This is a genomic window from Streptomyces sp. CC53 (genome assembly GCF_001865245.1).
Classification (GTDB): Bacteria; Actinomycetota; Actinomycetes; order Streptomycetales; family Streptomycetaceae; genus Streptomyces.
The window spans coordinates 1-14634 of sequence record NZ_MKXB01000148.1; the positions used below are offsets into that span (position 1 = coordinate 1).

The 14634-nt window shown below is 75.7% G+C and carries 14 protein-coding genes; 6 read left to right on the forward strand and 8 right to left on the reverse strand.

The genetic code is table 11. The annotated features are described in order from the left end of the window. Nucleotides 1-201: 201 nt before the first annotated feature. Both cobT and BJP40_RS15765 read right to left on the reverse strand, forming a co-directional pair. A complete protein-coding gene (gene cobT, locus BJP40_RS15760; protein WP_177204397.1) occupies nt 202-1284 on the reverse strand; it encodes a nicotinate-nucleotide--dimethylbenzimidazole phosphoribosyltransferase in 1083 nt (360 codons plus the stop codon). A gap of 498 nt (nt 1285-1782) precedes the next feature. Then, on the reverse strand, nt 1783-2982 hold the full coding sequence (locus BJP40_RS15765; protein WP_071280916.1) for a bifunctional adenosylcobinamide kinase/adenosylcobinamide-phosphate guanylyltransferase: 1200 nt from the start codon (nt 2980-2982) through the stop codon (nt 1783-1785). 103 nt (nt 2983-3085) lie between these two features. Between BJP40_RS15765 and BJP40_RS15770 the strand changes: the two genes are divergently transcribed. Continuing rightward, on the forward strand, nt 3086-3292 hold the full coding sequence (locus BJP40_RS15770) for a hypothetical protein (RefSeq protein ID WP_071280917.1): 207 nt from the start codon (nt 3086-3088) through the stop codon (nt 3290-3292). A 16-nt stretch (nt 3293-3308) separates the two neighbouring features. Here the strand turns inward: BJP40_RS15770 and BJP40_RS15775 are convergent, their stop codons facing one another. The 3 genes from BJP40_RS15775 to BJP40_RS15785 all read right to left on the reverse strand — a co-directional run bounded on the left by BJP40_RS15775 (nt 3309) and on the right by BJP40_RS15785 (nt 6264). Continuing rightward, nucleotides 3309-4403 (reverse strand): S1C family serine protease, encoded by a 1095-nt coding sequence (locus BJP40_RS15775; protein WP_071280918.1) that lies wholly within the window; start codon nt 4401-4403, stop codon nt 3309-3311. Nucleotides 4404-4873: 470 nt separating this feature from the next. Next, entirely contained in the window at nt 4874-5626 is a 753-nt protein-coding gene (locus tag BJP40_RS15780; RefSeq protein ID WP_071280919.1) for a bifunctional 2-polyprenyl-6-hydroxyphenol methylase/3-demethylubiquinol 3-O-methyltransferase UbiG, read from the reverse strand. 41 nt (nt 5627-5667) lie between these two features. Then, entirely contained in the window at nt 5668-6264 is a 597-nt protein-coding gene (locus BJP40_RS15785) for a DUF3043 domain-containing protein (protein ID WP_175499887.1), read from the reverse strand. Nucleotides 6265-6519: 255 nt separating this feature from the next. Here BJP40_RS15785 and BJP40_RS15790 point away from each other — a divergent pair, with 255 nt between their 5' ends. The 4 genes from BJP40_RS15790 (at nt 6520) to BJP40_RS15805 (ending at nt 9835) form a co-directional block, all read left to right on the forward strand. After that, a complete protein-coding gene (locus BJP40_RS15790) occupies nt 6520-7320 on the forward strand; it encodes a PspA/IM30 family protein (protein WP_079171213.1) in 801 nt (266 codons plus the stop codon). 28 nt (nt 7321-7348) lie between these two features. Continuing rightward, the gene (locus tag BJP40_RS15795) at nt 7349-7630 is read left to right on the forward strand and encodes a hypothetical protein (RefSeq protein ID WP_071280921.1); all 282 of its coding nucleotides are present in this window, start codon (nt 7349-7351) and stop codon (nt 7628-7630) included. A 241-nt stretch (nt 7631-7871) separates the two neighbouring features. Further along, nucleotides 7872-9098 (forward strand): sensor histidine kinase, encoded by a 1227-nt coding sequence (locus BJP40_RS15800; RefSeq protein WP_071280922.1) that lies wholly within the window; start codon nt 7872-7874, stop codon nt 9096-9098. After that, the gene (locus BJP40_RS15805) at nt 9095-9835 is read left to right on the forward strand and encodes a response regulator transcription factor (protein WP_071280923.1); all 741 of its coding nucleotides are present in this window, start codon (nt 9095-9097) and stop codon (nt 9833-9835) included. The genes BJP40_RS15800 and BJP40_RS15805 overlap by 4 nt, the downstream gene beginning before the upstream one ends. A 360-nt stretch (nt 9836-10195) precedes the next feature. On the opposite strand, the gene nadA is transcribed toward BJP40_RS15805, so the two are convergent. Further along, on the reverse strand, nt 10196-11374 hold the full coding sequence (nadA, locus tag BJP40_RS15810) for a quinolinate synthase NadA (RefSeq protein WP_071280924.1): 1179 nt from the start codon (nt 11372-11374) through the stop codon (nt 10196-10198). Nucleotides 11375-11660: 286 nt separating this feature from the next. Between nadA and BJP40_RS15815 the strand changes: the two genes are divergently transcribed. Beyond that, nucleotides 11661-12017, forward strand: coding sequence for an iron-sulfur cluster assembly accessory protein (locus BJP40_RS15815; protein ID WP_071267922.1), 357 nt, complete (start codon nt 11661-11663; stop codon nt 12015-12017). Between the two features lie 767 nt (nt 12018-12784). Here BJP40_RS15815 and BJP40_RS15820 read toward each other — a convergent pair. Next, the gene (locus tag BJP40_RS15820) at nt 12785-14227 is read right to left on the reverse strand and encodes a hypothetical protein (protein ID WP_071280925.1); all 1443 of its coding nucleotides are present in this window, start codon (nt 14225-14227) and stop codon (nt 12785-12787) included. A 148-nt stretch (nt 14228-14375) separates the two neighbouring features. Beyond that, nucleotides 14376-14582, reverse strand: a complete 207-nt coding sequence (locus tag BJP40_RS15825) for a hypothetical protein (RefSeq protein WP_071280926.1) — start codon at nt 14580-14582, stop codon at nt 14376-14378. Nucleotides 14583-14634: the final 52 nt, after the last annotated feature.

Below are 14634 nucleotides of genomic sequence, written 5' to 3' on the forward strand. Positions count from 1 at the left end.
CCGGGCGGGAGCGCGGCGCCCCGGGGGGCGGTCCGGCGCGCACGGGCGGGAGCGCGGAGGCCCGGGGGCGGTCCGGTGCGTGCGCCGCCCTGCTGCGGGGCCGCGTCCGGCGCGGGTCGCGGTGCGGGTTCGTGCCGAGGCGGCCTGCCCGCCGTGCACGGTCGCGCGGCCCGCCGTCGGCGCGGAGGTCTCCCGGGGACCTCAGTCCGCTGCGCCTTCCGCCGGTGCACCGTCGTCCCGCGGCTCGTCGGGGCGCTCCGGAAGCTCCGCCGCGAGCGCCGCGGCGGCCTGGACGAGCGGCAGCGCGAGCAGCGCGCCGGCCCCCTCGCCGACGGTGACGCCGTGGTCCAGCAGCGGAACGAGAGCCATCCTGTCCAGCGCCTTCGCCTGAGCGGGCTCCCCGCCGACCTGCCCGGCCAGCCACCAGTCGGGCGCCCGGAACGCCGCCCGCTGCCCCACCAGGGCGCACGCCGCCGACACGACCCCGTCGAGGACCACCGGCATCCGCCGTACCGCCGCCTGCAGCAGGAACCCCGTCATCGCCGCGATGTCGGCCCCGCCCACGGCGGTCAGCAGCTCCATCTGATCGCCCAGCACCGGCCGGGCCCGGCGCAGCGCGTCCCGGATCGCCGCGCACTTGCGCATCCACGCCAGGTCGTCGATGCCCGCACCGCCGCGGCCGGTCACCACCGACGCGTCCGTCCCGCACAGCGCGGCGACGAGCGTGGCGGCGACCGTGGTGCCGCCCACGCTGAGGTCGCCCAGCACCACCAGATCGGTGCCGGAGTCGGCCTCCTCGTCGGCGACCGCCATTCCGAGCCGCACGGCCCGCTCCGTCTCCTCCGGCGTGAGGGCGTCCTCGACGTCGATCCGCCCGCTGCCGCGCCGCACCCGGTGCCGCACCACGTCCTGCGGCAGCAGCTCCGGATCGCAGTCGAGGCCCGCGTCCACCACCCGTACCGGCACGCCGGCCCGCCGCGCCAGCACGGCGACCGGGCTCGACCCGTCGAGCACGTCCCGCACCAACCGGTAGGCCGTTCCCGCGGGGCGCCCGGAGACGCCCAGCTCCGCCACGCCGTGGTCACCGGCGAAGAGGACGACCCGCGGCCGCTCCACCGGCCTGACCGGTACGGCCCCCTGGGCGGCGGCCAGCCACTCGCCCAGCTCGTCCAGGCGACCGAGCGCACCGGCCCGCACGGCCAGCCGCTCCCTCCGTTCCTCGGCGTCCCGGCGGACCGTGCTGTCGGGCCGCTCGATGAGGTCGGAGAAGTCGTCGAGATTCAGGCTGCTGCTCATTCGCGGAACAGTACCGGGCGGGTACGAACGCGGGCATGGCCGCAGGCCGGCCCCGGCGGCCCGCCTCCACCCGGCCGGCAGCCACCCGTCGGTCGCCGCCGCCTCCACCTGGTCAGCCGCCGTCTCCGTCCGCCCGCCTCCGCCTGGGCGGCCACCCGTCTCCGGCCGGCGGTCGTCCGTCCGCCTCGGCCCACAGTCGTCCGCCCGCCTCGTCCGGCAGTCACCGGTCTCCGGCCGGCGGTCGTCCGCCTCGGGGCCGGCAGCTGTTCGCCCGCTGTCCGTCCGCCCCGGAAGGCCCGGTACGGCGAGCTGCCGGGGCGGTCGCGCGGCCCGGCCCGGTCGGCGCGGGGCCACCGCCCGGCGCACACCGCGTAGGCGTGGCCCGGCGGGCACACCCGCACCCCTTCGCGCCGCCCGCCCCTCAGCCGCTCCTCAACCGCACGTCGAAGACCGGCGCCTGCCTGCCTGCCCGCCCGCGCCCGCCCGTCAGCCGCGCAGCACCAGCGCCTGCCCCGACACCACCAGCAGCACCTGCTCGCACTCGTCGGCGAACGCCGCGTTGAGCCGGCCCAGTTCGTCCCGGAAGCGCCGCCCCGCGGCCGTCGCGGGCACCACCCCCGCGCCGACCTCGTTGCTCACCGCCACGACGTTCCTGCGCGTGGCGCGCACCGCCCCCACCAGTTCCGCCACCCGCTCCCGCAGCGCTTTGCGGCCCTCCCGTGCCCACGTGTCGTCGTCCCAGGCCCCGACCCGGTCCATGGCGTCCGTCAGCCACAGCGACAGGCAGTCGATCAGCAGCGGCGGCCCGTCCTCCCGCAGCAGCGGCGCCAGTTCGCAGGTCTCCTCGGTACGCCAGGACCCCGGCCGCCGGTCCCGGTGGGTGCTCACGCGGTCGGCCCACTCGGCGTCCCCGTCCCGGGCGCCGCTCGTCGCCACGTACACGACGTCGGGGAAGGACGCGAGGCGCCGCTCGGCCTCCAGCGACTTCCCCGACCTGGCCCCGCCGGTGACCAGCGTGCGCCGCGGCACCGGCGGCACCTCGGGGGACGCGCCCGCCACCAGCGTCGTCCCGTCCGGTACGGCCCGCGCCCCGGCCGCCGCGAGCCGCCGTGCCGTCTCCGCGCCGGGCGGCACGTCGTGGTCCAGGTGGACGGCCACGACGTCCGTGTCCGGGCCGACCGCCCCCAGGGCCCGCAGCCGTGCGAGACCGTCGGGCCGGCCCACCACGTCGGCGACGACCGTGTCGTACGGGCGCGGCGGCGGCGCCATCCCTGCCGGGGCGCCCCCGCGCGGCAGGTACAGCAGCCGGCCGCCCTCCAGCGACACCACCTCGTACCCGGTGCCCGGCGCGTCCATCGGCACGGCCCGCACCTTGTGCCCGCTGATGAGGGTGAGCTCCCGCCCGTCCGGCACGCGCCCCGCGTCGGGCAGCCCGGCGGGCACCTCCACCGGCGGCCCGTCGGCGGGGTGCGTCAGCAGCACCTGCCGGACCCCGGACAGGCTGCGGCCGGCGCGGGCGGCGGCCAGGGCCGCACCCGGGGTCAGGTCCAGGAGCAGGGCGCCGTCCACGAGCAGCGAGGTCGCGGCCCGCGCGTCGGCGCCCCGGGCGGCGGCGCAGGCGGCACAGGGGCAGCCGGGGCGGGGCAGCCCCAGGGGCGCGCCGGTGCCGAGCAGAGTCAGTTCCACCCCCCGATCTTCCCGCGAGCCCTGCCGTGCTGCTCGCCCGGCTAGGCTGCGGGCAGGAATGGGCAGGAAGTCCCTGTAGGCACCGCAGCTCGGGAGGCGCACCATGACATGGACGTGGCGGTTCGAGAAGTCCGACGGCGCGGAGGTGGAACCGGCGGTCGCGCCCGAGGAGTTCACCACCCAGGGCGACGCGGAGTCCTGGATCGGGGAGGTCTGGCGCGACCTGCTGGACGGCGGCGCCGACCAGGTCACCCTGTTCGAGGACGGCACGAAGATCTACGGCCCCATGCCGCTGAACGCGGAGGCGTGACGGGGCCGCGGCGGCGTCACATCTCGCCCAGCGTCACCGTCGCCGACCGCGCCTTGCCCTCCCGCAGGTACCGGACCGTCACCTCGTCACCGGGCTTGCGGGAGGCGAGCGCCTCCAGGAGCGAGGTGATCGTGGTGATCGCGTCGTCGCCGAGGCGCGTGATGATGTCCCCGACCCTGAGGCCCGCCGCCGCGGCGGCCCCGTCCTCCAGGACGCGTTCCACCGCCACCCCGGCGGGCTGGTAGGCGTCGTCGAGGACCGTGCGGCCCGAGATGCCGAGCGCGGCCCGCCCGGACTCGCGCACCTCGCCGTACTTCACGATCTGGCCGGCCACCGTCTGCACCATCGAGACCGGGATGGCGAAGCCGATCCCGGAGGCCATGCCGGCGCCCAGCTCCGGGTCGGCCGCCGCCAGCGTGGGGATGCCGATGACCTCGCTGTCCAGGTTGACCAGCGCGCCCCCGCTGTTGCCGGGGTTGATGGGCGCGGACGTCTGCACCATGTTGCCGATCGTGGCGCCCGTGCCGCCGTCGGAGCCGTCCGCGCTGACGGTGCGCCCGATGGCGGACACGATGCCCTGCGTGACACTGCCGGACAGGCCCAGGGGTGAGCCCATGGCCAGGACGATCTGGCCGACCTCCACCTCCGAGGAGTTCCCGAACCGGGCCGGTCGCACCCCCTCCGGCAGGGCGCGGTCCAGCTTGATGACGGCCAGGTCCTGCTCGGGGTAGCTGGACACCAGCTTCGCCGTGAGCGGCTGTTCCCGGGTGGCGACGGTGACCCGGAAGGTCTGCTCGTCCCCGACGACGTGGGCGTTGGTCACGATGTGGCCCTCACCGTCGTAGACGATGCCGGAGCCGAGGCTCTGCCCCGCCTCGATGGTCACCACCGACGGCAGGACGTTCTTGATCACGGTCTGGTAGTCGCTCTGCAGGTCGTCCGCCTGCCGCCGCGGCGCCGCGGCCTGCGTGCTGGTGGCCCGCGCCTGGGCGCCCGGCCCGGCGGGCACGGCGGCCGGCACGGTCGAGCAGCCGGCCAGCAGGGCGGCCACGACCGCGGCACACGGGCCTGACCACCACGGCGTCGACGGGCGGTGGGGGAGGGCGTCCATGACGGGAGTATCCCCACGTGGGCCGTGCCCCGGCCTCCGGGACGCACCCGTTCAGGGGGTGGTCACCCGCCGCACCGGCGCCCTGCCGGGGAAGTCGTGTCCGGCGCCGTACGGGGGGTCGGGAAAGCCGCCGACCGGACTTGCCGCCGCCCGGCGCCGCCGTTCCCGGGCCCGTGTCCGCCGGGGCGCCGCCGCAGCCCGGGCACGCCGGGGCCCGCGCCTGCTGCGGGATCCCCGTCGTGACCCCAAGGCCGCCGTCCCGCCAGGTCGCCGGCCGGCTGCCCGGGTCCGCCGCCGTCGCTCCGCCCCTCAGGACGTGTACGGCGAGCCGGACCGCCGACGGTCCGCGCCGGGCCCACCCGGCCCGCCCCTCACGGCGCGAACGGCGGGCCGGCCCACCGCTCGGTGCGACCGGTCGGGTCCGCCCGCCGCAGCGCACGGACCGTGCCGGGGCCGGCCGGGCGCACGGTTCAGCCGCGCACTCCGCACAGGTGCAGCAGCGACGCCAGCCGCCGGTACGGTTCCGTGCGCCCCGCCCGGTCCTCCGCCGCCAGGAGCCGCTCCAGTTCCTCCGCGGGGGGCAGACCCTGCTCCGGGGGAACGTTGTCAGTGAACAGCCGCACCCCGTACCAGGCCTGGAGCGGCGCGGCGATGCCCGCCAGCGTGGCCGTCAGCGTGGCCAGCCGGTCCGCCCGCACGGGCCGCCCCGACCGGCCCGTGTACTGCTCCGACTCGAACGCCGCGAGGGCTCCCGACCAGTCCCCGGCCAGCCCCGGCCGCATGGCCAGGGCGTCCGCGTTCCGTACGACCAGGGACAGCAGACCCCCCGGGGCGAGCATGCGGGCGAGACCGGCCAGCAGCGCGTCCGGTTCGTCCACGTACATGAGCACCCCGTGGCACAGCACCACGTCGAAGCTGCCGGGAAGGAAGTGCACGCCGGTGTCCCGGCCGTCGCCCTCGATGAGCCGCACCCGGTCCCGGATGCCCGCGGGCTCCGAGGCCAGCGACTCCCGGGCGGCCTTCAGCATGTCGGGGTCGGACTCCATGCCCGTCACCGTGTGACCGGCGCGCGCCAGCCGCAGGGCCTGCGCGCCCTGCCCCATGCCGACGTCGAGTATCCGCAGCCGCTGCCCCACCGGGTAGCGGGCCGCGATCTGCTCGTCGAGCTGGCGGGCCACCAGCTCCTGACGGACCGTGTTGCGCAGTCCTCCGAGTCCGTCCATCCAGTCGGCCGGCGCCCCCAGAAACCCGGCAGACTCCGTGCTCAGGGTCGCTCTCCGCGTTTGACCTGCGGCTTCGGCAGCCGCAGGCGGCGGATCTGGAGCGTGCGCATCAGTCCGTACGCCACCGCGCCGCGCTTCGGCTCGTTCGGGAAGCGCTGGTTCAGCTGCTTCTTCAGGCGGACCACCAGGCCGATGGAGTCCACGACGATCATCACGATGACACCCAGCCACAGCAGGGTGGCGATGGTCTGCATCTGTCCGACGCGGATCACCGACAGGACGAGGATCACGACGGCCAGCGGCAGGAACAGCTCCGCGATGAAGAACCGCGAGTCGACGAAGTCCCGCACGAAACGGCGGACCGGCCCCTTGTCCCGGGGCGGCAGGTAGCGCTCGTCACCGCCGGCCAGCGCCTCGCGCTGACGGGCCATGTCGGCGCGGCGCGCCTCCCGCTGGCGGCGCATGGCCTCCTTGCGGTCGAGGGGCGGACTGACCGCGCGGCGGCGCTGGGACTGGGCCTCACTCCGCTTCGGGGTGGGCCGGCCCTTGGGAGCCTGCGGGTCACGGGGCTGCGTGGAGAGGTCCATGCCCGCCTGGTCGGCGGCGGCCTTCTCATCCTTCGAACGGCTACGGAACACAAAGCCCAAGGGTACGGGGTGCCGGGTGTGGACCCCACTCCGGTGGGGAACGATCCGGCAACGGCCCGCGTCCCCGAGGAGGACGGCTCCCTGAGCTCCCCTCTACTCCCTGGGCCGGAGACGGGCCGCCCGCAGTCGTCCTTGGGGAGGAGCACATCGGGGCTCGAACAGTGCGGTAATGGAAGCAGGGCCCGTACTGTGGGTTCTGTCGGAGAGCTGCAGCCAGACTCGGTCAGAAGGGGGCGCGCGAAGCCCATGAGCGGTGTGATGAAGCGTATGGGGATGATCTTCCGCGCGAAGGCGAACAAGGCCCTGGACCGGGCCGAGGACCCGCGCGAGACCCTCGACTACTCGTACCAGAAGCAGCTGGAGCTGCTCCAGAAGGTGCGGCGTGGCGTCGCCGACGTGGCGACCTCCCGCAAGCGGCTGGAGCTCCAGCTGAACCAGCTGCAGAGCCAGTCCGCCAAGCTGGAGGACCAGGGCCGCAAGGCGCTGGCGCTCGGCCGTGAGGACCTGGCCCGCGAAGCCCTGACCCGGCGCTCGGCGCTGCAGCAGCAGGTCACCGACCTGGAGACGCAGCACCAGACGCTCCAGGGCGAGGAGGAGAAGCTGACGCTGGCGGCGCAGCGGCTCCAGGCGAAGGTGGACGCCTTCCGCACGAAGAAGGAGACGATCAAGGCCACGTACACGGCGGCGCAGGCGCAGACCCGGATCGCCGAGTCCTTCTCCGGGATCTCGGAGGAGATGAGCGACGTCGGCGTCGCCATCCAGCGGGCCGAGGACCGCACCGCGCAGCTGCAGGCCCGCGCCGGGGCGATCGACGAGCTGCTGGCGTCCGGCGCGCTGGACGACCAGTCCGGGCTCGCCCGCGACGACATCCAGGCCGAGCTGGACCGGCTGTCCGGCGGCTCGGACGTGGAGCTGGAGATCCAGCGCATGAAGGCCGAGCTGGCGGGAGGCACGACACCGCAGCAGGCCATCGAGGGCGGCAACGGCACCCAGCAGGGGCAGCAGCAGTCCCCGCAGGAGTCCCGCCCGAGGTTCGACAAGAGCTGACCGCGAGCTGACCGAAGGGCGGCACGTCATGATCGTACGGATCATGGGGGAGGGCCAGGTGAGGCTGGCGGACAGCCACTTCGCCGAACTGAACGCGCTCGACGACGAGCTGCTCGCCGAACTGGAGAACGGCGACGGCCCCGGCTTCCGGCGCACGCTGCACGCGCTGCTCGACCGGATCCGCGACCTCGGCGAACCGCTGCCCGACGACTCCCTGGAGCCGTCGGAGCTGATCCTCCCCTCCCCGGACGCCACGCTGGACGAGGTCACCTCCCTCCTCTCCGACACGGGCCTCATCCCCCCGGCCTGACCCGGCCCCGCATCCGCCCGCCGCGCGGCACCGGACGCGGGGCCCGGCGTGCCTCCGGGCGCCCCCGGGCGGGAAGCCGCCCGGCCGCTGTCAGCACCGGTGCCCCCGCCCCGTACGGGCCGGCCCCGGGCCGTGCGGGCGGCCCGCAGCGACCGGTCGCCGTGCCGGCCGGCGCCGCTGCTCCCGCCGTCCGCCGCACACAGGGGAGAGCGGGGCCCGCGGGCGGCTTACGCTCGCGGGTGTGAGGTTTCCCGCCCGTGCCCGCGCCTGGCTGCGCGCCCACCCCCTGGCCGCCGACGGCGCCCTCGCCGCCGCCGTGCTCCTCGCGATGGTCCTCGGCTCCTTCGCGGACCCCCACGGCAGCCGCACCGGCCCCACCTTCGGCACCCGCGCCCCGGGCCCCGGGAGCGTCGCGCTGATGGTGCTGGGCGCCGCCGCGCTGGTGCCGCGGCGCCGCGCGCCCCTCCTCGCGCTCGCCGTCACCAGCGCCGTCACCGTCGCCGAGTTCGCGTCGGGGGACCCCGCCGCACCCGTCGCGATGAGCGCCGTCGTCGCCCTCTACACCGTCGCCTCCCGCACCGACCGCCCCACCACGTGGAGGGTCGGCCTGGCGACGATGACGGTGCTGACCGGTGCCGCCATGTGCTGCGGATCCGCCCCCTGGTACTCCCAGCAGAACCTGGGCGTCTTCGCCTGGACCGGCATGGCCGCGGCGGCGGGCGACGCCGTCCGCAGCCGCCGCGCCTTCGTCGACGCGATCCGCGAACGGGCCGAGCGCGCCGAACGCACCCGGGAGGAGGAGGCCCGCCGCCGCGTCGCCGAGGAGCGCCTCCGCATCGCCCGCGACCTGCACGACGTCGTCGCCCACCACATCGCCCTCGTCAACGTGCAGGCGGGCGTCGCCGCCCACGTCATGGACAAGCGGCCCGACCAGGCGAAGGAAGCCCTCGCCCACGTCAGGGAGGCGAGCCGCTCCGCGCTGGACGAGCTGCGCGCCACCGTCGGACTGCTGCGCCAGTCCGACGACCCGGAGGCCCCCACGGAACCGGCCCCCGGCCTGGCCCGCCTCGACGACCTGCTGGACTCGTTCCGGCGGGCCGGCCTCCCCGTCACCGTCGCCCGCACCGACCAGGGCGCGCAGCTGTCCGCGGCCGTCGACCTCGCCGCGTACCGGATCATCCAGGAGTCCCTGACGAACGTCCGCAAGCACGCCGGCCCGGACGCCACCGCCGAGGTCAGCGTGGTGCGGGTGGGCCGCACCATCGAGGTCACCGTGCTGGACAGCGGCAGCTCCGCCGCCGCGGCGCCCGGACCCGCCGCACCGGGCGGCCACGGCCTGCTCGGCATGCGGGAGCGCGCCACCGCCCTCGGCGGCGCCCTCACCACCGGGCCCCGCTTCGGCGGCGGCTTCCGGGTGCAGGCGATACTTCCGCTCACCGCAGGCACAGGGGAGGACGGGCCCGCATGACCATCGACGCCGCCGGCGCGCCGGAGCCGACGGAGCCCATCCGGGTGCTGCTCGCCGACGACCAGGCCCTGCTGCGCAGCGCGTTCCGCGTGCTGGTGGACTCCGAGCCGGACATGGTGGTCGTCGGGGAGGCCGCCGACGGCGCCGAAGCCCTCGCCCTCGCCCGCGCCACCGCACCGGACGTGGTGCTGATGGACATCCGCATGCCCGGCACCGACGGCCTCGCCGCCACGCGCGCCATCACCGCCGACCCGGCCCTGGACGGGGTGCACGTCGTCATGCTGACCACCTTCGAGGTCGACGACTACGTGGTGCAGTCGCTGCGGGCCGGCGCCTGCGGGTTCCTCGGCAAGGGCGCCGAACCGGACGAGCTGCTGGGCGCCATCCGGGTCGCCGCCGCGGGCGACGCCCTGCTGTCGCCCACCGCGACCAAGGGGCTCATCGCCCGCTTCCTGGCCCAGGGCGGTGACGGCACCGGGGACGGCGCGGGTGGTGGCGGGCCGTCGGCGGCCCGGCACGCGGAGCGCCTCGCCCCGCTCACCGGCCGCGAACGTGAGGTCCTCGCCCTCGTCGCGGGCGGACTGACCAACGACGAGATCGCCGAGCGGCTGACCGTCAGCCCGCTCACCGTGAAGACGCACGTCAACCGCACCATGGCCAAGCTCCGCGCCCGGGACCGCGCCCAACTCGTCGTCGCCGCCTACGAGACGGGCCTCGTCAGGCCCGGCGCGGACTGACCCCACCGGCCCCCTCCGGGCCGGGCACCGACCGCCCGTGCCGTGCCCGCCGTACTCCGTCCGGTGTACGCCGCCCGCCGGGAAAGAGACCTGGGGCGAGGGACACCGGCGGACGAGGCCCCGGCGGCCGGAGCGCCTGCCGCCCCGGCGAAGCCGGCCGCGGACGTGGAGGGCCCGGCGGTCCCCGCCCCCGCGTCCACCGACTAGGCCCGGGGCCCTGCCCGTGACCCGCCGGATGGGGCACGGGCAGGGCCGGGGCCCGGAACCCGGCCCCCTGCCGAGGAAGAGCCGAGGGGCGCCCCCCGTCGCGGGGGGCGCCCCTCAAGGCTTGCGGCGGCGGGCACGGCGGCCCGGCGCGCGCTACGGCAGCGCCAGCATCCGCTCCAGCGCCAGCTTCGCGTACTCCTCGGTCTCCCGGTCCACCTGGATCCGGTTGACCAGCTTGCCGTCCGCCAGGGACTCCAGCGCCCACACCAGGTGCGGCAGGTCGATGCGGTTCATCGTCGAGCAGAAGCAGACCGTCCGGTCGAGGAACGAGATCTCCTTGCCCTCGCCGGCGAAACGATTCGCCAGGCGCCGGACCAGGTTCAGCTCCGTGCCGATCGCCCACTTGGAGCCCGCCGGGGCGGCCTCCAGCGTCTTGATGATGTACTCGGTCGAGCCCACGTAGTCGGCAGCCGCCACGACCTCGTGCCGGCACTCGGGGTGGACCAGCACGTTCACGCCGGGGATGCGCTCGCGGACCTCGTTGACCGAGTCCAGCGAGAACCGGCCGTGCACCGAGCAGTGGCCGCGCCACAGGATCATCTTCGCGGCGCGCAGCGCCTCCGCCGTGAGGCCGCCGTTCGGCTTGTGCGGGTTGTAGACCACGCAGTCGTCCAGGGACATGCCCATGTCGCGGACCGCGGTGTTCCGGCCGAGATGCTGGTCCGGCAGGAAGAGGACCTTCTCGCCCTGCTCGAACGCCCAGTCCAGGGCACGCTCGGCGTTCGAGGACGTGCAGATGGTGCCGCCGTGCTTGCCGGTGAAGGCCTTGATGTCGGCGGAGGAGTTCATGTACGAGACGGGTACGGTCACGTCGGCGACGCCCGCCTCGGTCAGCACGTCCCAGCACTCGGCGACCTGCTCGGCCGTCGCCATGTCGGCCATCGAGCAGCCCGCGGCCAGGTCGGGCAGGACGACCTTCTGGTCGTCGCCGGTCAGGATGTCCGCGGACTCGGCCATGAAGTGCACGCCGCAGAAGACGATGTACTCGGCCTCCGGCCGTGCCGCCGCGTCCCGGGCGAGCTTGAAGGAGTCGCCCGTGACGTCCGCGAACTGGATGACCTCGTCGCGCTGGTAGTGGTGGCCGAGCACGAAGACCTTGTCTCCGAGCCGCTCCTTGGCCGCGCGGGCGCGCTCCACCAGGTCCGGGTCGGACGGCGCGGGCAGGTCGCCCGGGCACTCCACGCCGCGCTCGCTCTTCGGGTCGGCCTCGCGGCCGAGGAGAAGCAGCGCGAGCGGGGTCGGCTGGACGTCCAGGGGCTGGGCGGTGGTCACGTCACGCACCCTTTCTACTGAGCTTCACGTGGCAGGCACTGCGCCTTCTCGTCTAGATGACGCTATCTATCATATCCGGTTCACGTCACTTTGACGATGTCCATAGTGTCGATGTGACACATTCGCCTTCCCCGTGCCGGTGCTTGCCTGACGGCGGGTGTGCGAGCATGAGGAGGGACAAGAGGCAGACGAGAAAGACGAGCGCTCGGCCCGGAATGAATCCGCGGCCCCGCCGGTTGACCTGACCGTCGGCAAGCAGTCTTCGTACAACCCGGGAGAGAAGCAGATGTCCGTATCGGACGAGAAGACCACTGTCAGCGACGGCATCCTCCTGACGGACGCCGCCGCGGCGAAGGTCAAGGCCCTGCTCGACCAGGAAGGCCGCGACGACCTCGCCCTGCGGGTGGCCGTCCAGCCCGGTGGCTGCTCCGGCCTGCGCTACCAGCTCTTCTTCGACGAGCGCTCCCTCGACGGCGACGTGGAGAAGGACTTCGACGGCGTGAAGGTCGTCACCGACCGTATGAGCGCCCCGTACCTCGGCGGCGCCACCATCGACTTCGTGGACACGATCGAGAAGCAGGGCTTCACCATCGACAACCCGAACGCCACGGGTTCCTGCGCCTGCGGCGACTCCTTCAGCTGACGCCCGCAGGGCGTGACGGCGGCGGCCCCGGACCACCACGGTCCGGGGCCGCCGCCGTTCGCCCGGGACCAGCTCTCCGAAGCGGTCGGGCGCCCCGTCACCCGCCGCCCGGCCTCCCTGCACCACCGCCGTCCCGCTGCCTTGTGTCCGGCCGTCCGGAGTCTGCCACCGGGGTGCCGCACTCCCCGCGGGCGAGTCCCGCGGCAGGGGGCGCACGCCCCGCCCGCGTACCGCTTCCCGCGCCACACCCGCCGCTCCCGCCCTGCCCCCCCGCGTCTCGCGGGTGCGCACCGCTGCGGCAGCCGGCCCAAGAGGGCGCCGGGCCGTATCGCGCGGGTCCGGCGCGCGGCAGGTGACCGGGGCCGCCGCAGGCCCGTCACGGGCGGCAGGCCCGCCGCGGGCCCGTCCCGCCAGGCGCTGCCACGACGGGGTCCTCCTCGCTTCGACGGGTCCCCGCCCTCACCGCGGCCGCGCGGGCGCCCTGGGCCTTCCGCTCCCGAAGGCGCCGGTGTTGACCGGACGCTCCCCCGGGGCCCGCGCCGCCTGCTCCCCGTCCGCGCCCGTGCCGTTCCGGTCCGCCGCCCACCCTGTCCCGACGGGCAAGCCGAGCCCAGACCTGCCGGCGGGCGCGCGGCGGGTGACCGATCCGCCCGCCGCCGGCGCCCGTCGGCGGGTCCGCGGGCCGCCACCCCGCACGCCGTACGCGCCCGTGACCGGCCCCCGCCCACAGGCGACCAAGCGCGGCGGTGCCGCCCCGCCGTGCCCGGCTACTTCCGGGGCACCGGCTCGCCGCTCACCGCGTCCACGACCTCGCGGTCGCCCAGCGGGACCCGCAGCGTCACCGTGTCGCTCAGGTCCACGCCGAGCGCGATGCACGCCCGGTCCAGCTCGACCGGCGTCTCGTACAGCCGCACCTTCACCTGGGTGGCCGTCTCCTCGGCCCGCACCGTGTACCGGCTGCACACCCCGCCGGTGAACCACACCGTCAGCGTCCGGTCCCGCGCCTCGTACCGGTCGACCCGCAGATGGCCGCCCGCTTCGTCCGGCTCCGGCGCCAGCCGCTCCACCGGCACCGCCGGGTACGCGAACCGGTAGCGCTCGCCGTTCTCCCGCTCGGCGTCGAACAGCCAGGCCGGGACCAGCGCCGGAGCACCCTTCTCCAGCTGCCCCGCGAGACCGAAGGCCGCCCCGCGGATGGTCACCCGCTCCTTCGGCGGCAGCGGCGTGCGGCCCGGCTCGCACGGCGCGGCCGGGTCCGCACCGGTCGGCTCGGCTGCTCCGCCCATCACGTCCGGGGCCTGCGGACCGCCGTTCGGCACCGGTGTCGCGCAGCCGCCGATCCGGCCGTCCCGGTGGCCGACGGCCTCGTTCAGCTCCGCCACCGCCTCCTGCGCGGTCATCACCGGGTACTCCGCCGCCCGCACCGGCTCCAGCAGCCGCCCGCTGCCGCCGACGACCGCACCTCCCGAGCCCACCCTGATCCCCGTCGACCAGTCGTAGGTGGGCAGCCCGGCCACCACCGGATCGGCGTTCACCACCCGGACCCCGTCCATGACCTGCGAGGCGTCCAGCCGGGCGTCCGCCAGGCCGAGGCCCTCCAGCACCGGGGCCGCCGCCCGCTTCGCCGCGTCCTCGCCCACCGGCTTCCCGGACCCGCCGCCGTCCGGCGGGCACACCTTCTTCCCCTTCGGGCAGTTGTCCGTCACCGGCCCGCCCACGTGGTACGTCCAGGTCGCCGGCGCCTGCGCGTCCACCCGCAGCACCGCGCCCGACCCGTCCTTCTGCGGCCCGACGCGCCAGGCGCCGTGCTCCTCGACCGGTGTGCCCTCCACCCCGAGCAGGTCCGCGAGGCGCGCCACGTCGTCCGCGTCCACGGTCCCCTTCGGGCGGTAGGTGTGCGCCGTGCCGGGGCCGTCCGGCAGCGTGCCCGCCACGCGGTACGTCGCACCGCCCGGGTCCGGCTCGCCCGGGGCGATCCCCGGAGCCGTCGTGCCGCCGTCGCCCGCGGTCGGCGGCGGCGCCCCGCGGTTGTCCGCGACGGCCGCCTGCTCGGTGCCGCCCCGCTCGCCACCCGCCGCGGCCACGGCCAGGTACGTGCCCCCGCCCGCGAGCAGCACGGCCGCCGCCACCACGGAGACGGCGAGCGGCGAACGCCGCCGACCGGGGGTGACGTCGACCTGGCTGACGCCTGTGGGTTCGGTCTCGTTCACCGCAACGCTCCTTCGTCGGTCTCTCCCCTGTCGTATCTCCTTTTGACGGGAGACACCGTTGGGACGGAGCGGACGGGCGAGCGGTTCCGCACCTCCGGGGTACGGCGTGGCCCCCGGCCCCGGGGCGACCGCGGGGCCGGGGCGCCGCTCAGCCGCCGTACTCGGAGGCGGCGTCCATCATCCGCGCCGACGCGGGGGGCACCACCACGCCGTGGATCGCCGAGGGCGGCACGCGGCCGGGCGCGTCCACCGCGGGCACCACCCAGTGCGGGGCCATCCGCGCCGAGTTCCCGCACAGCTCGGCCAACGTCAACTCGGGCTCACGCCGCTCACGCGGCGACATGGTGTTCGACATAGGGGCACCGTACGCACGCCCGACCCGGCCGACAAAGAGCTACTATCGGGTA